This is a genomic window from Streptomyces sp. NPDC041191 (genome assembly GCF_055591945.1).
Map to the genome: position 1 here is coordinate 322824 of NZ_JBVIZC010000001.1, position 19502 is coordinate 342325.

Sequence of the window (19502 nt, forward strand, 5' to 3'; positions counted from 1 at the left end):
GGGCTCAGGCGTCGTCGAGACCGCGCTCGATGGCGTACCGGACCAGCTCCACCCGGTTGTGCAGCTGGAGCTTGCCGAGGGTGTTCTGGACGTGGTTCTGCACCGTGCGGTGCGAGATCACCAGGCGCTCCGCGATCTGCTTGTAGCTCAGGCCCTTGGCGACGAGCCGCAGGACCTCGGTCTCGCGCTCGGTCAGCCGCGGGGCCTTCGGCTCGTCCGCGCCGGCGGCCGGGACGGGCTCGGAGGCGAGACGGCGGTACTCGCCGAGGACCAGCCCGGCCAGGCCGGGGGTGAAGACGGGGTCGCCGACGGCCGTCCGCCGCACGGCGTCGATCAGCTCCTCCGTACTGGCGGACTTGAGGAGGTAGCCGGTGGCCCCGGACTTCACGGCCTCCAGGACGTCGGCGTGCTCGCCGCTGGCCGAGAGGACGAGGACCCGGAGGTCCGGCCGGACGCCGACCAGCTCCTTGCAGACCCGGACGCCCGGCTTGACCGGCAGGTTCAGGTCCAGGACGAGGACGTCCGGGCGGGCCGCCGCCGCGCGGCGCACGGCCTGTTCGCCGTCCCCGGCGGTGGCGACCACGTCGAAGCCCGCCTCCGCGAGGTCGCGGGCGACCGCGTCCCGCCACATCGGGTGGTCGTCCACGACCATCACCCTGATCCGCTGCTCGTTCATCTCTTCCCTGCCTTCCCCCGTGGAACCGTCAACTCGACCTCCGTGCCCTGCCCGGGGACCGAGATCACCTCGGCCGTACCGCCCAGGTCCCGCAGTCTCCCCCGGATGGAGAGGGCGACGCCCATCCGGCCCTCGTCCTCCGCCTGCGCGAGGCGGCCCTCCGGTATGCCCGGACCGTCGTCCCGCACGGTGACGACCACCTCGTCGGGCCAGTCCTCGATCAGGATCCAGGCGTGGGCGCCCTCGCCCGCGTGCGCCCTCACGTTGTCCAGGGCGGCGCCGACGGCGGCGGCCAGCTCACGGGCGGCGGGCGGCGGCAGCAGGACCGGGGCGCCCGGCTCGGAGAGGGTGGTCCGGGACCCGGCGCGCGGGGCGAGGAGCGCGCGCAGGTCGACGGGGGCGGAGGCACCGGCCCCGTCGTCCTCCTCCACGACCCGGACCACGGCGCCCTCGGAGGCGTCCTCGGACACCAGGCTGGGCCGGGCGATCCCGCCCGCCACCAGGGTGCGCAGGGCCACCTCCTGCTCGCCCGCCATCCTGCCGAGTTCGGCGGCCTCGCCGCCGAGCGCCGTGCCGCGCCGCTGCACCATGGCGAGGACCTGGAGGACGCCGTCGTGGATGTCGCGGGCGAGCCGTTCCCGCTCCCGGGTGGCGGCCTCGATCTCCAGGGCGCGGGCGAGGGTGCGCTCGGAGGCGCGGGCCACCTCCACGACGTATCCGATGGCGATGGAGGCGACCCAGACCAGGATCACGTTGTGGACGGTGTCCCGGGAGGGGTGGCCGCGCTCGACGATGTTGGCGACGGCGACGAGCGAGGAGGCGACGCCGGCCCAGCGCCAGCCGCCCTTGATGGCGTACGCGAGGACGGAACCGGCGGTCCATATGGAGGGCAGGGTGGGGCCGTCGACGGACTGGGCCTGGGCGTCCGCGAGCGGGGTGAGGAGGATGCCGGCGAGGGCGACGGTGAGGTCGGCGCCGAGGAAGCGCCGGGTGCAGCCGGCCTCGTTCGCCACCCTGGGGAGGGTGGCGAGGGTCCAGACGCACAGCACCGCCAGGTAGACGACGCCGATCCAGGGACGCTCGTACCGCTCCCGCCCGAAGGCGAAGACCAGGACCGCGTAGACCATGGTCAGGATGCGGTAACCGGTCAGCGCCCGCCACAGCGGCTGCTCGACCGACATGCGCACGACGCGCTCGCGCCCGGCCATCTCCCCCACCTCCGTACGCCCCTGACGGGACGTCTCCCCTCCCGGGGCCCCGTGCCCCGGCCCCTCCGCGGACCCGTGTTCCGGGCCCCCGCACCGGCCCCGCGGGACCTACGCCCCGGCCTCCTCGCGGGCGGCGATCTCGGCCCTGACGGCCTCCTTGGCCGCCTTCTCCGCCTCCGCGATCTGCCGCTTGGCCGCGGTCGCGTAGATGTCCACGTACTCCTGGCCGGACAGCTTCATGATCTCGTACATGACCTCGTCGGTCACCGAGCGGAGGATGAAGCGGTCGCCCTCCATGCCCTGGTAGCGGGTGAAGTCCAGCGGCTTGCCGATCCGGATCCCCGGGCGCATCAGCTTGGGGACGACCTTGCCGGGCGGCTGGATCTTCTCGGTGTCGATCATGGCGACCGGGATCACGGGCGCGCCGGTGGCCAGGGCGACCCGCGCCAGGCCGCCGGGCTTGCCCCGGTAGAGGCGCCCGTCCGGCGAACGGGTGCCCTCCGGGTAGATGCCGAAGAGGCCGCCGCCCTCGATGACCTCGATGCCGGCCCTGATGGCGGCCTCGCCGGCGCCCCGGGCGCCCGAACGGTCCACCGGGAGCTGGCCGACGCCCTTGAAGAAGGCGGCGGTGAGCTTGCCCTTCACCCCGGGCGTGGTGAAGTACTCGGCCTTGGCGATGAAGGTGACCTTGCGGTCCAGGACGGCCGGAAGGAAGAAGGAGTCCGAGAACGACAGGTGGTTGCTCGCCAGGATCGCGGGGCCCTTGGCGGGAATGTTCTCCAGGCCCTCCACCCAGGGCCGGAAGGCGAGCTTCAGAGAGCCCCCGATGGAGAACTTCATTGCGCCGTAGATCAACTCGCCATGCCTTCCGTGTGCCGTGGCCATGACTTTATCCCGTACCGGCGCACGCCCCCCGTTACGGCCCTGGTCGGTGTCGGCCCGGTCGCGTACGGTGAAGGTCCTTCCCCAACCTTTCCGTCGCTTCGGCGCACCGAGGGCGCACCCCGGGGCGCACCCGAAGACGGACGCGAAGCCGAGCGAACAGGAGACCCCCGGTGCCGGTCCTTCCCGGAGCCGAGCCGTACCGCCGCGAGGGCGGAGACGTCGGCGTCCTTCTCTGTCACGGATTCACCGGTTCCCCGCAGTCGATGCGCCCGTGGGCCGAGTACCTGGCGGAGCACGGCCTGACGGTGTCGGTGCCGCTGCTGCCGGGGCACGGGACCCGCTGGCAGGACATGCGGCTCACCACCTGGCACGACTGGTACGCCGAGGTGGACCGGGCGCTGCGCGAGCTGCGGGAGCGGTGCGGGACCGTCTTCGTCTTCGGCCTCTCCATGGGCGGCGCGCTGGCGCTGCGGCTCGCCGCCCGGCACGGGGACGCGGTGCGGGGGCTCGTCCTCGTCAACCCGGGCAACAAGGTGCACGGCCTGGCCGCGCACGCGCTGCCGGTCGTCCGGCACCTGGTCCCCACCACGAAGGGCGTCGCCAACGACATCGCCAAGGAGGGCGCGACCGAGGTCGGCTACGACCGGGTGCCGCTGCACGCGGCGCACTCCCTGCGCCGGTTCTTCCGCCTGGTCGACGGGGAGCTGCCGCAGGTCACGCAGCCGCTGGTGCTCCTGCACAGCACGCAGGACCACGTGGTGCCGCCCGCCGACTCGGCCAGGATCCTGAGCCGGGTCTCCTCGACGGACGTCCGGGAGGTCCTGCTGGAACAGAGCTACCACGTGGCGACGTTGGACCATGACGCGGAGCGGATCTTCGACGAGAGCCTGGCCTTCGTCGAGCGTCTCGCCCCGGAGACGGCCGGCGGGAAGGGAAGCAGGAGCGGTGGCTGAGCAGCAGGACGGCGGAGAGCGGGAGCCCCGGCCCGTCGACGAGGAGGCGGCCTGGGCCGCGATCGTCGCCGGGTACGGCGAGGAGCCCGCGGACCCCCCGGGGACGAGACCGTTCCGGACCGTCGAGAACCTGTCCCTGCCGGAGCCGGAGGACGGCGGGAGCGGCGGGCCCGGGAGCGACAAGGGCGACAAGTTCCGGCCCGGCGGCGCCTCCGCCCCGGTGGCGGACGGCGGCCCGGGGACGGGCGGGAGGCCCGCGGCGGACGGGGGCCCGGAGGCCGGGCCCGAAGCGGACGGGGGGTCCGGGCCGGGTCCGGAGGGGCCCGCGCTCGGCAGCTCGATCGTGTTCGCGCCCGGGGTGCGGCCCGCCGGGCCCCGGGACTACTCCCCCGCCGAACCCGACGCCCCGGACGGACCCGGCGACTCCGAGGAGGGCCACTTCGTCCCGCCGGAGCCGCCCCCGCTGCCGGAGGCGGACGCGACGGCCAAGTTCGCCTGGCTCGGCGTGGTCGGCGGCCCGGTGCTGCTGCTCCTGGCCGTCCTGCTCCGGTGGGACATGACCTGGTGGCTGACGACGCTGTGCGTGGGCGGTTTCCTGGGCGGTTTCGCGACCCTGGTCGCGCGCATGAAGCACGACGACGAGGACGACGGCTTCGACGACCCGGGTCGCGGGGCGGTCGTGTAGGGCTCAGCCGGAGGAGGCGGGCACGCGGACCGCCGCGAGCACCGGAAGGTGGTCGGTGGCGGCCCGCAGGTCCGCCGGGTCCGGGTCCGGCGGGACGCCGCAGCCCAGGAACTCGACGCCCGGGGTCGCGAGGACCGCGTCGATGCGCTGGTGCGGATCGCCGGGGGTGGAGGTGAACTCGCCGCCCCACGGGGCGACGGCCCAACCGTCCCGCAGCTCTCCGGTGAGCCGGGTGAAGGCGGGGCCGCCGGGACGCTCGTTGAGGTCGCCGGCGACGAGGACGTGCGGGGTGCCGAGCGCGGCGACCCGGTCGAGGACCATGCCCGCCTGGGCGTACCGCTCGTCCTTCCGCAGGCTCAGGTGACAGCTGATCAGCCCGACCCGGGCCCCGGCGAAGCGGACGACCGCGGTCGCCAGACCCCGGCGGTGCAGCCCCGGGGTGAGCGGCAGCAGGACGTCCTCGGTGCGTTCCACGGTGGCCCGCAGGGAGCAGAGGAGCAGCGGTCCCGCCGCGGTGGCGCCGCCGCTCAGGACGACGAGGTCGCTCCGGGCGGCGAGCCGGGCGGCGTGCTTGCGCCAGCGGAAGAAACGCGGGGCCTCCTGGACGAAGACGACGTCGGGGGCGCAGGCCCGGATCACCCGGACGAGGGCGTCCTCGTCGTCGCGCATCGAGCGGACGTTGTAGCTCAGCACCCGGAGGACGGCCGAACCGTCCTCCTCGGTGCGGGAGTTGGGCAGCTCAGTGATCGCCATGCCGGTCAACGTACGACAACCGCCCGCCGTGCCCCGGGGGGACGCGGCGGGCGGGCGTCGTACGGCCTTCACATGCCTTCGTACGGGTCAGCCCTGGCGGGCCAGGTCCGCCGCGCCGACCAGTCCGGCCTTGTTGCCGAGCCGGGCCGCGAGGACCTGCGCGTGCGGGCGCCACTGACCGCCGATCAGCCAGCGGCGGAAGGACTTGCGGATCGGGTCGAGGACGAGGTCGCCCTCGTCCGAGACGCCGCCGCCGACGATGAACGCCGAGGGGTCGAAGAGCGAGGCCAGGTCGGCGAGACCGGCACCGGCCCAGCGGGCCAGCTCGCGGAAGGAGTCCACGGCGACCGGGTCGCCGGCGCGGGCGGCCTGGCTGACGTGCCGTCCCTCGATGCCCTCGGGGGTGCCGTCGCCGAAGCCCAGCAGGAGTTCGGCGTTCTCCGGGGTGGCCGCGGCGCGCTGCCGGGCGTACCGGACGAGGGCGCGCCCGGAGGCGTACTGCTCCCAGCAGCCCTGGCTGCCGCAGCCGCACAGCAGGCCGTCCGGGACGACCCGGATGTGGCCGAACTCGGCCGCCACGCCGAAGCGTCCGCGGCGCAGCTTGTTGCCGATGATGATGCCGCCGCCGAGGCCGGTGCCGAGGGTGATGCAGATGACGTCCTCGTGGCCCTGGCCCGCGCCGAACCGGTACTCGCCCCAGGCGGCCGCGTTGGCGTCGTTCTCGACCACGACGGGCAGGCCGACGCGCTGCTCGACCTTGTCCTTCAGCGGCTCGTGCCGCCAGTCGATGTTGGGCGCGAAGAGGACGGTCGCCCGCTTGTCGTCCACGTAACCGGCGGCGCCGATGCCCACGGCCTCGATCGGGTGGCCCTTGCCGGCCTCGGAGACCGCCGTGCTGATCGCGTCGACGATGCCTTCGGGGGTCGGCGGGGTGGGCACCTTGTGCGTGTCGAGGATCGTGCCCTCCTCGTCGACCACGCCGGCCGCGATCTTCGTGCCGCCGATGTCGACGCCGATGGTGAGTCCCATGTGTCCCTCAGTTTTCGGTCGAGCCCCGCTAGGGCCCACCGTACCCGAGGGCGGGGCGCGCCCCGGTCAGTCCAGGTCGATGTGCTGCCCGGTCCCCGGGCCCCCGCCGTCCTCGCGGGGAGCCCCGGAATTCCGGGGCGGGGGGTCCGCGGGGGCGGCTGAGCCCCGGGTCCAGCGGCTCTCGTGGCCCTCCACGGCAGAGCGGTAGGCGGCGAGGAGTTCCCCGCCTGCGGCGGCGAGGTGGTCGAAGACCTGCGGGTTGCGCTCGACGACGGGTTCGACGGCGGCCTTCGCCCGGTCGACGAACCGCCGGACGGTCTGCTCGGCCCCGGCCGCGAGGAGCGGGTTCCCGATGCCTTCGGAGACCTTGTCCGCGACGGCCTCGAAGAGCCTGCGGAACTCCTCGGCGGCCGATCCGGGTCCGGCTCCCCGCTCGGCCCGGCGGCGGGCCTTCTCCGCCTCCAGGTCCTCGGCGCACGCCTCGGCCCAGGCGTCGGGATCGCTCATGGGGCACTCCTCGGTCGGCTGGTACTTCGACGGTACACGGGCGCGGGCGGGCGCGGGTGCCGTCGGCGGGCGCGCCTCACGGGGTGCGGGGCCAGAGTCCGGGGTCGGGCGTGAAGCGGACGCGGAGGTACCCGTCCACGAGCCCGGCGCCGGTGACGGAGCAGCGGCGCAGGACGGCGGGCAGGGGGACGTTGCGGCGGAACGGTCCCGCGCCCAGCAGCAGCTCGTCGCCGCGCCGGACGAGGGAGAGCTCCTCCTTGACGGCGCCGGGCAGGGCGAGGTGCCAGACGAGGACGCCGTCCTCCTCCCGCCGGTCCTCGACGTCCCACGCGGGTACGGGCATGGGCGCGGTACCGGTCGCGGCGGGGGCGAGGAGGGCGAGGTCGCCGGCCCCGCGCGGCGTCCGGCCGAGGTGCGGGAGTTCGTGCAGGACGTCGCCGGCGGCGGCGCGCAGCTCCTCCAGGTGCCGGTGCCGTTCGGCGGCCAGTCCGGCGAGCCAGGGGTCCCGGGAGCCGGCGGGCGGCAGCCGGTTGGCGACGACGGCTTCGAGGGGGAGCCGGTGGAGGGCGAGGCCGAGCCGGGCGGTGCGCAGGGCGCGGGTGGCGGCGGGTCCGGGTTCGAGGACGATCCGGACGGTGGTGGCGGGGTCCTCCACGACGGCCTGGACCGCGGCGAGTCCGGCCTCCCAGCGGGCGGTGGTCCCGTACAGCCACTGCGCGGGCATGGGGACCCCGGCGAGCTGGGCGAGCATCGGGCGCAGGGCGCGGGCGGCCTGCCGTTCCGGGGGCAGCAGCCGGCGCAGGTAGCGGCGGAGCTGTTCGGGCAGGGCGAGGGCGGCGAGGGCTTCGGGGAGCGGGGGCAGGTCGACGACGGCGAGGTCGTGGTCGCCCTCGGCGGCCTCGCGGAGGGAGCGGAGCAGGGCGAAGGCGCGGCTGCCGGGGAGTTCGGTGAGTTCGGCGTCCTCGAAGGGCGCGGCGCCGAGCAGGTCGAGGGCGGCGCCGGAACGGGCCTGGAGGGCGAGGAACTCGCGGCGGAAGTCGGCGGCGGGCGCGGGCCGCAGGACGCGGAGGCTCCCCCCGCCCGGAAGCCGCCCGGTCGGGAGCCCTCCGTCCGGGAGGCCGTCGTCCGGAAGGTCCGAGGTCCGGAACTCCACGGGCTCCGCAGGCTCCGCGGATTCCACGGGCTCCACGGCCTCCCCGTGCCCTCCGGGTCCCACGGCCTCCCCGGCGTCTTCGGAGACGAGCAGGACCCGGCGCCCGGCCCGCGCCTCGGCGAGGGCGGTCGCGGCGGCGACGGTGGTGCGCCCGGCGCCGCCGAGGCCGGTGACAAGGATGATCCGCATGCGAAGGACGCTACCGCCCGCCCGGACCGGCGGACGCCGGGGGCCGCGCCCCGCCGTACTCCCCCGCCGCGCGGCCCCTACGCGCCGGTCTCGACGCGCTTCTTCAGGCCGGCCAGGGCACGGTCGATGATGACCTTCTCGGCCTTGCGCTTGATCATGCCGAGCATGGGGATCTTGACGTCGACGGTCAGCTGGTAGGTGACCTCGGTGCGCCTGCCGCCGTCGAGCGGGGCGAGCCGGTAGGAGCCGTCGAGGGAGCGGAGCATCTGGGACCTGACCAGCGTCCAGTCGACCTCGTCGTCACCGGTCCAGGTGTAGGCGAGGGTGTGGTCGTCCTTGATCGCGCCCGCGTCGAGGAGCAGCCGGACCTTCTCCGCGCGGCCGGCGGCGTCCGTCTCCAGGACCTCGGCCTCCTTCACCTCGCCCGTCCACTCGGGGTAGCGGGCGAAGTCGGCGATCACGCCCATGACGTCGGCCGGCGCCGCCTCGATGGTGATGCTCGAGCTGGTGTGTTCGGCCATCGCGGTGGCTCCTCCACTGTGCGGTCCGGCGGAAGTCAGGGGCACAGACGTGCCGACGGAAGGCTATCGCGCCCGGGGCCGGGCCCGGCACGGGAAGAGGCGGGGCCGGGCGGGGTCACCACTCCAGGACGAAGGGCCGGCCGGTCGAGGCGAAGTGGCCGACGTTCACGCACTCGGTGGCGGCGATCCGCATCCGCCGGACCAGCGGCTGGTGGACGTGGCCGAAGAGGGCGTAGCGGGGCCGGGTGCGCCGGATCGCGTCGAGCAGGGCCCGGCTGCCGCGCTCGAAGCGGCGGGCCACCGTGTCGTAGGTCAGCTCGGCCACGTCCGGCGGTATGTGGGAGCAGAGGACGTCGACCTCGCCGAGGGCCTCGACCTTCGCCGCGTACTCCTCGTCGGAGATCTCGTACGGGGTGCGCATCGGGGTGCGCAGGCCGCCGCCGACGAAGCCGAAGACGAGGCCGCCGATCTCGGCCCGCCGCCCGTCGAGGACGGTCGTCCCGGGGCGGGCGAACTCGGGCCAGAGCCGGGGGAGGTCCACGTTCCCGTAGGTGGCGTACGTGGGGGTGGGGAAGGCCGCGAAGAGTTCGGCGTACTGGCGGCGCACGGCGGCCTCGACGGCGGTCTCGCGGTCGACGTCGAGCCCGGCCCAGAGGCGGCGGCCGAACGCGCGCGCCTCGTCGAAGCGGCGGGCGGTGCGCAGCTCGACGATCCGGTCGGCGTTCTCGGTGCCGAACAGGTCGGGGAAGATCCCCCGGGCGTGGTCGGCATAGTCCAGGAAGAGGACCAGGTCCCCCAGGCATATCAGGGCGTCGGCACCCTCTCCCGCCACGGCGAGGTCTGCGGAATTGCCGTGTACGTCACTGACCACGTGGACTCGCATGGACCCACCTTAGGGGGGCGTCCCGCGCAGCGGGCGGGGTCCGGCCGGACCCGGCCCGATCCGGTCAGCCGCACGGCTTCCGGCCGCCCTACCTGCGGTTACTTCCGAGTCGGGAACGCGGTGGATTACTGTGCGCAGAGCACCGTCACGGGTGTGTGACGCAGGGAACATCTGGCCGGGACCCCCTATCGGGAACCATGTACTGGTGGGTAACGTCCGGGCAGTCCAGTCGTGCTCACCCCCACTGAGCACCCGCCCGGACATGGACTACACCGGTGCATCACACAGAGCCGTGGCGCCGGCGCCCGATGAGGAGCAGCAGTCTTGCGCGAGTTCAGCCTTCCGGCCCTGTACGAGGTCCCCACGGACGGCAACCTGACGGATCTCATCCGCCGCAACGCCTCCCAGCACCCAGACGTCGCCGTGATGGGGCGCAAGACCGACGGCGTCTGGACGGACGTCACCGCCACGGAGTTCCTCGCCGAGGTCCGGGGCGCCGCCAAGGGACTGATCGCCGCCGGCGTGGAGCCGGGCGACCGGGTCGCGCTGCTCTCCCGCACGCGGTACGAGTGGGTGCTCCTGGACTTCGCGATCTGGAGCGCGGGCGCGGTGACCGTGCCGGTGTACGAGACCAGCTCGCCGGAGCAGATCCGGTGGATCCTGGGCGACTCGGGCGCGAAGCTCGTCCTGGTGGAGAGCGCGGCCCACGAGGAGGCGGTGGCCTCCGTCCGGGAGTACCTGCCGGAGCTCACGGGCGTGTGGCGGATCGAGGACGACGCCGTCGCGCGGCTCACCGCCGACGGGGCCGGCGTCTCCGACGAACTGCTGGACGGGCGCATGTCGGCGGCGACCGCCGACGACCCGGCGACGATCGTCTACACCTCGGGCACGACGGGCCGTCCCAAGGGCTGCGTCCTGACCCACCGGGCCTTCTTCGCCGAGTGCGGCAACGTGGTGGAGCGGCTGAAGCCCCTCTTCCGCACGGGCGAGTCCTCGGTGCTGCTCTTCCTGCCCGCCGCGCACGTCTTCGGCCGGCTGATCGAGGTGGCCTCGGTGATGGCCCCGATCCGCCTGGGCTGTCTGCCCGACATCAAGACCCTGACGGACGAGCTGGCCTCGTTCCGGCCGACGCTGATCCTGGGCGTGCCCCGGGTCTTCGAGAAGGTCTACAACTCGGCGCGGGCGAAGGCGCAGGCCGACGGCAAGGGCAAGATCTTCGACAGGGCCGCGCACACGGCCATCGCGTACAGCCGGGCGCTGAGCACCCCGCAGGGCCCCTCCTTCGGCCTGCGGCTGAAGCACGGGCTCTTCGACAAGCTGGTGTACGGGAAGCTGCGGGCGGTGCTCGGCGGGCGCGGGGAGTACGCGATCTCGGGCGGCGCGCCGCTGGGCGAGCGGCTCGGCCACTTCTTCCGGGGCATCGGCTTCACGGTCCTGGAGGGCTACGGCCTGACGGAGTCGTGCGCGGCGACCGCGTTCAACCCGTGGGACCGCCCGAAGATCGGCACGGTCGGCCAGCCGCTGCCCGGTTCCGTGGTGCGGATCGCCGACGACGGCGAGGTGCTGCTGCACGGCGAGCACGTCTTCTCGGGGTACTGGAACAACGAGGCGGCGACGGCCGAGGCGCTGGCGGACGGCTGGTTCCACACGGGCGACATCGGCACCCTCGACGAGGACGGCTACCTCGCGATCACCGGCCGGAAGAAGGAGATCCTGGTCACGGCGGGCGGCAAGAACGTCGCCCCGGCGGTCATCGAGGACCGCATCCGGGCGCACGCCCTGGTCGCGGAGTGCATGGTGGTCGGCGACGGGCGCCCGTTCGTGGGCGCGCTCGTCACGATCGACGAGGAGTTCCTCGGCCGCTGGGCCGCCGAGCACGGCAAGCCGGCCGGTTCGACGGCGGCCTCCCTGTGCGAGGACGCGGAGCTCCTGGCGGAGGTCCAGCGGGCGGTCGACGACGGCAACGCGGCGGTCTCCAAGGCGGAGTCGGTCCGCAAGTTCCGCGTCCTGCCCGCCCAGTTCACGGAGGAGGCGGGTCACATCACCCCGTCCCTGAAGCTGAAGCGGAACGTGGTGGCGAAGGACTTCGCGGACGAGATCGAGGCGCTCTACCGGGGCTGAGCCCGGACGCGACGCGGAGGAGGGGCCCGGGGCGAACGTTCGCCCCGGGCCCCTCCTCCGCGTGGTTCGCGCGCTTCTCGTGAGTTCGCGCCCGTCTCAGAGCAGCTCGCGCAGCCGCTCCGCCAGCAGGTCCCAGCGCCACCGCTCCTCGACCCAGGCCCGGCCCCGCTCGCCCATGCGGGCGCGCAGGCCGGGGTCGAGGAGGAGGGTGGTGACGCGGTCGGCGGTGTCCTCGGGGGAGCCGCCCCGGACGACCCAGCCGGTCTCGCCGTCGAGAACGGCGTCGGGGGCGCCCCCGGAGTCGCCCGCGACGACGGGCAGGCCGGTGGCGGACGCCTCCAGGTAGACGATGCCGAGGCCCTCGACGTCCAGACCGCCGCGCCGGGTGCGGCAGGGCATGGCGAAGACGTCGCCGGCGCCGTAGTGGGCGGGCAGCTCCGACCAGGGGACGGCCCCGGTGAACCGTACGGATCCGGCCACGCCCGTCTCGGCGGCGAGACGGCGCAGGTCCTTCTCGTACGGGCCGCCGCCGACGATCAGGAGGACGGCGTCCGGAACCCCGCTCAGGATCCGCGGCAGGGCCCTGATCAGCGTGTCCTGGCCCTTGCGGGGGACGAGCCGGGAGACGCAGACCACGACGGGGCGGTCGCTGAGCCCGAGCCGGGCGCGGACCTCGGCGCCGCCCGAACCGGGGTGGAAGGTCTTCTCGTCCACGCCGGGCGGAAGCTGGACCATCCGGCCGGCGGCGGCGGGCGTGAGGGCCGCCGCGATCCGGGACCGGGTGTACTCGCCGAGGTAGGTGACCGTGTCCGTGCCCTCGCCGATGCGGCGGAGCAGCTGCCGGGAGCCGGGGAGCTGGGCCCAGCCGGCCTCGTGGCCGTGGGTGGTGGCGACCAGGCGCCGGGCGCCCGCCCGCCGCAGGGCCGGGGCCATCAGGCCGAGCGGGGCGGCGGCGCCGAACCACACGGACTCGCAGCCGTGCTCGCGCAGCAGCGCGGTGGCGCGGGCGGTGACCCGGGGGGTGGGCAGCAGCATGGTGGTGCGGTCCCGGACGACCGTGAAAGGCTGTTCGGCGTCGAACGCGGCCGTCGCCTCGGCCCCCTCGCGGCCGTGTTTCCAGGTGGAGGCGTAGACCACGACCCGCCGGGGGTCCAGGCGCAGGGCCATGTTGTGCAGGAAGGCCTGGATTCCCCCGGGACGCGGCGGGAAGTCGTTGGTTACGATCAGGGTCTTGTGCATCGGGGCCGACAGTACGCGATCACATCCTCCGCCCGGCACCACCACCCCTCCCGCGCCAGCGGGCCGACAGAACAAGGACGAGACAGTGACGACGGGCGCAGCGGGCAACGGATCACGCGCGGACCTGCGACTTCCCCTCGGGCTCTGGGGCCTCAGCCGGACGCTCCTCCTGCTGGTCGTGTTCAAGGTCGTGGTGATCCCCGGCCCGGACATCACCTTCGACATCGAGGACATCTACCAGGGCTGGTACAACGTCCTGCGGACCGGCACGTACCCGCTGGACGACGTCACCTGGCAGTACCCGCCGGCCGCCGCGTTCGCGGTCCTCTCCCCCGCGCTGCTGCCGTTCCTCGGCTACTCGGCCGCCTTCTTCGTCCTCGCGCTCCTCTGCGACGCGCTGGTCTTCGGCCTGCTGCTCCACACCGGCCGCCGGGCAGGCCGGACGACCCGGGGCGCCTGGTTCTGGCTGGCGGGCGTCCCGCTGCTCGGCCCGATCACCTACGCCCGGTACGACGTGATGGTGACCGCCGTCGCGGTGGCGGGCCTGCTCGCGGCCGGCCGGAGCCCGCGCGTGCTCGGCGCGCTGGCCGGCTTCGGCGCGGTCCTGAAGGTGTGGCCGGTGCTGATCCTCGCGGGCACCCCCAAGGGGCGGGCGACGTTCCGCTCCTGGCCGGCGGCGGTGGGCGCGGCGGCGGCGGTGCTGGCGTTCTGCGTGCTGTGGATGCCGGGGGCGCTGGCCTTCCTCTCCTTCCAGCGGGACCGGGGCACCGAGGTCGAGTCCCTGGGCTCGATGGTCTTCCACGTCGCCCGGCACTTCGGCTGGGAGGGCGAGGCGCGGATGAACTACGGCTCGATCGAGTTCCTCGGGCCGTACGTGTCCACGGTCTCCACGGCCGCGATGGTGCTCACGTTCGCCGCGTTCGGCTGGCTGCTGCTGTGGCGGGTCAGGGCGCGCCGCTTCACCTCGTCGACGGTGGCGGACGCGGCCTTCGTGGCGGTGCTGCTGTTCACGCTGACGAGCCGGGTGCTCTCCCCGCAGTACATGCTGTGGCTGGTCGGCCTGGCGGCGGTGTGCCTGGCCTTCCGGTCGAGCCGGATGGAGCGGCCCGCGCACCTGGTGCTCCTGGCGACGGCGGTGACGCAGTTCGAGTTCCCGGTGTGGTTCTCGCACGTGACGCGGAGCGACCCGCTGGGCATGGCGGTGCTGTTCACGCGGAACGGCCTGCTGATCGCCGCCGCCGCCCTCGCCTGCCGGATCCTGTGGCGGGAGACGGTCACGGAGCCGCGCCCCGCCGGTGTCCCGGCCATCCCCGCGCAGGCGGGCCACCCGGACCGCGAGAGGACCGGGAAGACCCTGACCGGCTCGCGCTGAGGCCGGTCGTCCCCGGCCCTCGGGAAGCCGGGTCCAGGTCTAGTCGAGCTGCTCCTGGACGTACACGCGCCACTCCCGCGTGAAGTCCTCCGGCGTGGTGCCCAGGACCTCGTGGAGCGCCTTCTCCACGGCGCCCTTGCGGCCCGGGTGCGCGCCCACCGCCCGGTAGAAGGCCGTCAGCTTCTCCTCGCTCCAGCGGTCCGCGATCATCCGGCAGGCCAGCCAGCCGCCCTCGTACGCCCGCGCCAGGGCCTCCGCGTCGCCGCCGAAGGCGAAGTCGGCGTCCTCCGGAAGCCGGGCGGGCGGGCCGTCGTCGTGGACCGCGCGGGTCAGCTCGGGGGCGGCCTGGACGGGGGTGCGGTCGGCGTCCCGGTAGGCGATCCAGTCGGCGAAGCCCTCGGAGAGCCAGACCGGGGTCGAGGGGGTGGTGTGGGCCCGGGTGGCGACGTGGACGGTCTCGTGGGTGAGGACGAGCTGCCGGCCGAAGTCGCCGAGGACGCCGTACGCCTCGGGGTTGACGATCACCCGGTCCGCGGGCGCGTCCGTCCCGCCCGCCGTCTCGCCGGTGGTGACGGCCGCTATGCCCCGGTAGGAGCTTCCCGGCTCCCCCAGCAGCTCCCCCATCGCGTTCAGCGAGCCGGGGACGAGGACGACCACGCGGCGGGCCCAGTCCGGGTGCCAGGCCCCCGCGACGGCGGGGACCGCCCGGTCGGCCGCCGCGGCGATCTCCCGGAGCCGGGCCGGTTCCTGGCCGACGCCGAGGACGAGGGAGCGGGCGCCCCGGACGGCGGCGACGTCCCCCTGCTCCCACAGCTGCCGGGGCGTGCCCTTCGCGGGCCGCTCGCCGGTCACGTACCAGCGTCCGTCCCGCTCGGCGAGGTCCAGGACGCGGGCGCCGGTGACGGGCCGCCGGTCGTAGCCCCGGAGCCGGTGGCCGAGCTCCGCACGGACGGTGGCCCGGCCGGGGGCGGCGCGGTCGACGCCGGTGACCCGGTACGACCAGCCCTCCAGCGGCACCGCCGCCAGCCGCCGGTAGAGGACGAGGCCGGCCGGGGCGTACGCGGGGTCGAGGGCGGCTCGGTATCCGGGCTCGTCGCGGTCCAGGAGGGCCCTGGCGTGCCGGTCCAGGAGCGTCTGGATCTCCCGGGCGGCCGTGTCGGTGGGCCCTCCGGTCCTCGCGCAGCCGACCAGGCCCGTCAGGGCGAGCAGGAGGACCGACAGACAGAGAGCTGTCGGCCGTCGCGTTCCGCACCTCTGACCTGCCACGCATCCGATCGTACGATCCGAACGGCCGTCGCGGGGTCCGGCCGGGCGGCACGGCCCCGGACGGGACCCGGCACGGCCCCGGGCGGGACGGGGCCGGGACCCGGCGCGGGACGGGGCCCGTGCGCCCGGCTCAGACCCGGGTCACCGTCGCGTGCGACATCATGCCCACCGGGTCGTAGCGCACCCGCGCGCCCGGGTAGGGAGCGTGGATGACCTGCCCGTTCCCGGCGTAGAGGGCCACGTGGCTGGCGTCGCCCCGGTACGTGACGAGGTCACCGGGCCGTGCCTCCGAGAGGGGGACCCGGCGGCCCGCGTACCGCTGCGCGGCGGAGGTGCGCGGCAGGCCGACGCCGGCCTGCCGGTACGCCCAGACCGTCAGGCCCGAGCAGTCGAAGGCGGAGGGGCCGGTCGCGCCCCACACGTACGGCCTGCCGATCGCGCTGCGGGCGGCGGCCAGCGCGGCGGCGGCCCGGGAGGAGACCGGGCCGGAACCGGCGGGGAGCGGCCCGTCGGCGGGGCCGCTCCCGGCGCTCTCCCCGCCGGGGCCGGTCCCGCGGCCGCCGTCGCGGGAGGCGCGGTCGAGGCCGGCGCGCTCCACGGGGGTGAGGGAGGCGAGCACCCGGCGGGCCTCGGCGAGCTTCCCCTCCACGGCGCGCTTGTGGCGGGCGACCTCGTCCCGGCCGCGCTCCAGCTCGGCGAGGGCCGCGCGGCCCTCGCTCCGCAGCTGCTCCAGGCGGCGCTGTTCCCGCCGGAGGGCGCCGAGCGCGTCGTTCTGGCGGTCGGTGGCCCGGTCGAGGGCGGAGGCCCGTTCGAGGTAGCTGTCCGGGTCGGAGGAGAGCAGCAGGGCGAGGGCGGGGTCCATGCCCCCGGAGCGGTACTGGGCCCCGGCGACCGCGCCGAGGACGCTCCGCATGCGGTTGACCCGCTCCTGGCCCCGGGCGAGGCCGTCCTGGGCCCGGGAGACCGTCCGGCGCAGCGCGTCCGCCTTCTCGTCCGCCCGGTGGTAGGCCTCCGTGGCCCGTTCCGCCTCCGCGAAGAGGCGGTCGACCGCGGCCCGGGCGGTCTCGGTGCCGGCCCCCGGGTCGGCGCTCGCGGGGACGGCCCCGAGGGACGCCGCGGCGGTGGCCGCGGCGGCGGTGAGGACGGTGACCCTGGCGGATCGGCGGTGGGACGCCACGGATCGCGCTCCGTTCGGCTCGATGCGGACTGGCGCGGCAGACAGTAGCCGCTGCCACGACCGCGTCCAACGAGCGCGACGGGCACGCACAGTGACGCCCCGCCGGAGACCACAGGTCACCGGCGGGGCGTGGGGTCGGTTCCGTTCGCGGCGAACCACCCGTTCGGGCGGCATGCCGCGCGGGTCGGCGGGGGATCAGCCGCCGACGCGGACGCCGAACTGGAAGGTGCCCATGTAGTCCATGGACTCGTAGCGGACGTAGGCGCCCGGCTTGGGGGCGTGCAGGATCGTGTTGTTGCCCGCGTAGAGGCCCACGTGCGACAGGCCGTTGAAGAAGACCAGGTCGCCCGGCTGGAGCTGGCTGCGGCCGATCTTCGTGCCGTCGTTCTGCTGGGTGTAGGTGACGCGGCTGATCCGGGCGCCCGCCTGGCGGTAGGCCCACTGGGTCAGGCCGGAGCAGTCGTACGAGCCGGGGCCCTCCTCGCCGGAGGCGTACGGCTTGCCGATCTGGGTGGCGGCGGCGGCGAGCGCCTTGCCGGCGAGGCCGCTCACGTTGCTCACGTCGACCGGGGCGCCGCCGCCGGTCAGGTCGGTGCGCCGGCCGGCGTCGCGGCTGGCCCGCTCCTCCTTCTCCCGCTCCTCCTGCTTCAGCCTGGCCTGCTCGGCCGCCGTGAGGGTGTCGAGGAGCTTGCGGGCCTCGGCGAGCTTGCCCTGGAACTTCTGCTTCTTCTCGCCGAGGGTCTTGCGGACGTCCTCGAGGTCGGCGAGCTTCGCGGTGGCCTCGGCGCGCTGCTGCGCGAGCGTGCGCTGCTTGGCCTGGATCGAGGTGAGCACGTCGGCCTGCTGGGCGCTCAGCTGGTCGATCGCGGACGCCTTGTCGAGATAGGTGTCCGGGTCGGCGGAGAGGAAGAGCTGGAGCGCCGGGTCGATGCCGCCGGAGCGGTACTGGGCGCTGGCGACCGAACCGATCTGGTCGCGCAGGACGTTGAGCTCCTGCTGGCCGCGGGCCACCTTGTCCTGGAGGTCCCCGACCTCCTTCTGCAGCTCGCCGCGGCGCTCGTCGGCCTGGTTGTACTGCTCCGTGGCCTCCTCGGCCTCGTGGTGCAGCTTGTCGACCTTCGACTTGACCTCGTCGATCTTGGGCTTGGCTGGGGCCGCCTGGGCGCCGGACTGGGCGGTGAAGGCGACGGCCGCGGCCGCGGTCACCGTGAGCACGGTCACGCGGGTGCGGCTCGGCTGCTTGGGTCGACGGTGGGACGCCACGAAGGCGAGCTCCTTCTTCCTCAGAGCCGCCCGGCCGGTCAGGGGCGGGCGGTTCCTCCGCCGTCACCCCGGATGGGTGATCAACCGCGCGAAGGTTCGAGCCCTGACCCTAGTGACCAAGTTGTGATCAGTTCAAATCCCGACGGCAAAAATCTCGCCCACCCGGCACTTTGTTCACACCCACCGTACGGGCAGTGAGGGGTACTTGACGGTGCGCCGTCCAGAAACCGGTCATAAGGTCCACGAGTTGACACAGGTCACGAGAGCCGCGAAAGCCGCTTCAGCAACAAGGCGGACGGCACCGGCCGCGCACCCGCCTTCGCCACCCCGTCGGCCACCTCGCGGTCCGTGGAGACCACCACCACCGGCCGGCCGGGCGGCTCCGCCCGCACCAGCTGCCGGATCAACTCGTCCGCCGTGACCCCGGCCTTGGAGAACAGCACCCGCACCCCGCGCGGCGGCGCCAGCAGCACCGGGGCCGCCAGCTCCGCCCCGTCGAAGACACAGGTGACCTCGGCGCCCGAACGGGCCGCGAGGGCCGAGAGCCCGCCGAGCAGCCGCAGCCGCTGCTTCTCCAGCGGCATCGTCGGATAGCCGGTCTTGGTGACGTTGTAGCCGTCGACGACCAGATGGGTCTGCGGCAGCGTCAGGAGCTGGTCGAGCAGGGCCGGGTCGGTCTCGGAGAGCGCCCGCGCCGCGATGTCCTTCGGGGACATCCGCCCCGGCTCCACCGCGTCCACGGTGTCCGCCGGATGCGTCGAGACGGGCGGCAGCGCGAGTTCGCGGCGCAGCCCCTGTGCCGCGTCGAGGACCGTGTCCAGGAGGAGCCGCAGCCGCATGTCCTCCACCGAGCGGCCCTCGCGGGCGCTCCTGCGGCTCGCCTCCAGGGCCGCCTCGACCTCGCCGAGCCTGGCCCTGAGCCGCCGGCTCTCGCTCTCGGCGGCCGACACCCGGGCCGCCGCCTCCGCGCGCGCGGCCTCGATCTCGCCCTGGACCCTGCGCAGCGCCGCCTCGCCGCGCTTGACGTCGCTCAGGGCGCTGCGCAGCTTGCGGTGGTAGGACTCCGCCTCCCTGCGGGCCGCGTCGAGGTCGTGCCTCAACTGCTCGGTCTCGTCCCGGGAGCGGTCCCTGGCCGCGGCGAGTTCCCCGCGCAGCCGCTCCAGTTCGCGCCGGCCCGCCTCGTCGGCCCGCTCGGCGTCGGCCCGCTCGGCCTCCTCGCCCGCGGCGGCGACCAGCTTGACCCAGCCGGGCGGGCGCAGCACGTAGGCGGCCGCCGCCACGTCGACGGGGTCGGCCGCCGCCGGCGGGGTGCCGCTCTCCAGGGCTCCGGTCAGCTCGGGCTGGTCCTGCCGGAACCGTTCGCCGATCCGCTGCCGGAAGACCGGGTCGCCCTCCAGGGCCGCCGCCATCGCGTTGCCGGCGAACTTGGCCCGCCGGCTCGCGGTGAACCGGGCGTACTGCCGCAGGGGCGCGGGCAGCTCCGTGACGGTCAGTCCGCCGAAGGCGTCCGCGACCAGCGCGACGACCTTCCGCCGCACGGCCTCCGGCAGTGGGTGGTCGAGCGTCTCGGCAGCGTCACCTGCCGCGCCGGCCGGCTCTCCACCGTGCGCGGGCTGCTCCAC

At 74.7% G+C, this 19502-nt stretch carries 18 protein-coding genes; 4 read left to right on the top strand and 14 right to left on the bottom strand.

Going from position 1 to position 19502, the window contains the following annotated elements; translation table 11 throughout:
• Window positions 1-4: 4 nt before the first annotated feature.
• The 3 genes from ACZ6AQ_RS01425 to ACZ6AQ_RS01435 form a co-directional block, all read right to left on the bottom strand.
• Window positions 5-676, bottom strand: a complete 672-nt coding sequence (locus ACZ6AQ_RS01425; protein ID WP_468756632.1) for a response regulator — start codon at window positions 674-676, stop codon at window positions 5-7.
• Entirely contained in the window at window positions 673-1884 is a 1212-nt protein-coding gene (gene macS / locus ACZ6AQ_RS01430; RefSeq protein WP_468756633.1) for a MacS family sensor histidine kinase, read from the bottom strand. Before macS ends, ACZ6AQ_RS01425 begins: the two co-directional genes overlap by 4 nt.
• Before the next feature lie 108 nt (window positions 1885-1992).
• On the bottom strand, window positions 1993-2739 hold the full coding sequence (locus ACZ6AQ_RS01435) for a lysophospholipid acyltransferase family protein (protein WP_388696566.1): 747 nt from the start codon (window positions 2737-2739) through the stop codon (window positions 1993-1995).
• A 200-nt stretch (window positions 2740-2939) separates the two neighbouring features.
• Here ACZ6AQ_RS01435 and ACZ6AQ_RS01440 point away from each other — a divergent pair, with 200 nt between their 5' ends.
• A complete protein-coding gene (locus ACZ6AQ_RS01440) occupies window positions 2940-3722 on the top strand; it encodes an alpha/beta hydrolase (RefSeq protein ID WP_468756634.1) in 783 nt (260 codons plus the stop codon).
• Window positions 3715-4407 carry a hypothetical protein gene (locus ACZ6AQ_RS01445; protein ID WP_468756636.1) on the top strand — a complete coding sequence of 231 codons (693 nt, stop codon included), beginning with the start codon at window positions 3715-3717 and terminating at the stop codon, window positions 4405-4407. Before ACZ6AQ_RS01440 ends, ACZ6AQ_RS01445 begins: the two co-directional genes overlap by 8 nt.
• A 3-nt stretch (window positions 4408-4410) precedes the next feature.
• Here ACZ6AQ_RS01445 and ACZ6AQ_RS01450 read toward each other — a convergent pair whose 3' ends face one another.
• The 6 genes from ACZ6AQ_RS01450 to ACZ6AQ_RS01475 all read right to left on the bottom strand — a co-directional run bounded on the left by ACZ6AQ_RS01450 (window position 4411) and on the right by ACZ6AQ_RS01475 (window position 9442).
• A complete protein-coding gene (locus ACZ6AQ_RS01450) occupies window positions 4411-5160 on the bottom strand; it encodes an endonuclease/exonuclease/phosphatase family protein (RefSeq protein ID WP_468756637.1) in 750 nt (249 codons plus the stop codon).
• 87 nt (window positions 5161-5247) lie between these two features.
• Window positions 5248-6189 carry an ROK family glucokinase gene (locus tag ACZ6AQ_RS01455; RefSeq protein WP_388696557.1) on the bottom strand — a complete coding sequence of 314 codons (942 nt, stop codon included), beginning with the start codon at window positions 6187-6189 and terminating at the stop codon, window positions 5248-5250.
• A gap of 66 nt (window positions 6190-6255) precedes the next feature.
• Window positions 6256-6696, bottom strand: a complete 441-nt coding sequence (locus tag ACZ6AQ_RS01460; RefSeq protein WP_468756639.1) for a DUF5304 domain-containing protein — start codon at window positions 6694-6696, stop codon at window positions 6256-6258.
• Between the two features lie 76 nt (window positions 6697-6772).
• A complete protein-coding gene (locus tag ACZ6AQ_RS01465; RefSeq protein ID WP_468756640.1) occupies window positions 6773-8038 on the bottom strand; it encodes an ArsA family ATPase in 1266 nt (421 codons plus the stop codon).
• Between the two features lie 77 nt (window positions 8039-8115).
• Window positions 8116-8559: an SRPBCC family protein gene (locus ACZ6AQ_RS01470; RefSeq protein ID WP_388696554.1), complete on the bottom strand. Its 444-nt coding sequence runs from the start codon at window positions 8557-8559 to the stop codon at window positions 8116-8118.
• A 115-nt stretch (window positions 8560-8674) separates the two neighbouring features.
• Window positions 8675-9442: a metallophosphoesterase family protein gene (locus tag ACZ6AQ_RS01475; protein ID WP_468756641.1), complete on the bottom strand. Its 768-nt coding sequence runs from the start codon at window positions 9440-9442 to the stop codon at window positions 8675-8677.
• Between the two features lie 324 nt (window positions 9443-9766).
• Between ACZ6AQ_RS01475 and ACZ6AQ_RS01480 the strand changes: the two genes are divergently transcribed.
• The gene (locus ACZ6AQ_RS01480) at window positions 9767-11563 is read left to right on the top strand and encodes an AMP-dependent synthetase/ligase (protein ID WP_388696552.1); all 1797 of its coding nucleotides are present in this window, start codon (window positions 9767-9769) and stop codon (window positions 11561-11563) included.
• 96 nt (window positions 11564-11659) lie between these two features.
• On the opposite strand, the gene ACZ6AQ_RS01485 is transcribed toward ACZ6AQ_RS01480, so the two are convergent.
• On the bottom strand, window positions 11660-12802 hold the full coding sequence (locus ACZ6AQ_RS01485) for a glycosyltransferase family 4 protein (RefSeq protein WP_468756643.1): 1143 nt from the start codon (window positions 12800-12802) through the stop codon (window positions 11660-11662).
• Window positions 12803-12887: 85 nt separating this feature from the next.
• Here ACZ6AQ_RS01485 and ACZ6AQ_RS01490 point away from each other — a divergent pair, with 85 nt between their 5' ends.
• Window positions 12888-14174 carry a glycosyltransferase 87 family protein gene (locus tag ACZ6AQ_RS01490; RefSeq protein WP_468756645.1) on the top strand — a complete coding sequence of 429 codons (1287 nt, stop codon included), beginning with the start codon at window positions 12888-12890 and terminating at the stop codon, window positions 14172-14174.
• A gap of 39 nt (window positions 14175-14213) precedes the next feature.
• On the opposite strand, the gene ACZ6AQ_RS01495 is transcribed toward ACZ6AQ_RS01490, so the two are convergent.
• From ACZ6AQ_RS01495 to ACZ6AQ_RS01510, 4 genes are all read right to left on the bottom strand, one after another.
• Window positions 14214-15440 carry a hypothetical protein gene (locus ACZ6AQ_RS01495; protein WP_468756647.1) on the bottom strand — a complete coding sequence of 409 codons (1227 nt, stop codon included), beginning with the start codon at window positions 15438-15440 and terminating at the stop codon, window positions 14214-14216.
• A 130-nt stretch (window positions 15441-15570) separates the two neighbouring features.
• Complete coding sequence (locus tag ACZ6AQ_RS01500) at window positions 15571-16617, bottom strand: C40 family peptidase (RefSeq protein ID WP_468756648.1); 1047 nt, start codon at window positions 16615-16617, stop codon at window positions 15571-15573.
• A 195-nt stretch (window positions 16618-16812) separates the two neighbouring features.
• Entirely contained in the window at window positions 16813-17880 is a 1068-nt protein-coding gene (locus tag ACZ6AQ_RS01505; protein ID WP_468756649.1) for a C40 family peptidase, read from the bottom strand.
• Between the two features lie 257 nt (window positions 17881-18137).
• Window positions 18138-19502 carry an NYN domain-containing protein gene (locus ACZ6AQ_RS01510; RefSeq protein WP_468756651.1) on the bottom strand — a complete coding sequence of 455 codons (1365 nt, stop codon included), beginning with the start codon at window positions 19500-19502 and terminating at the stop codon, window positions 18138-18140.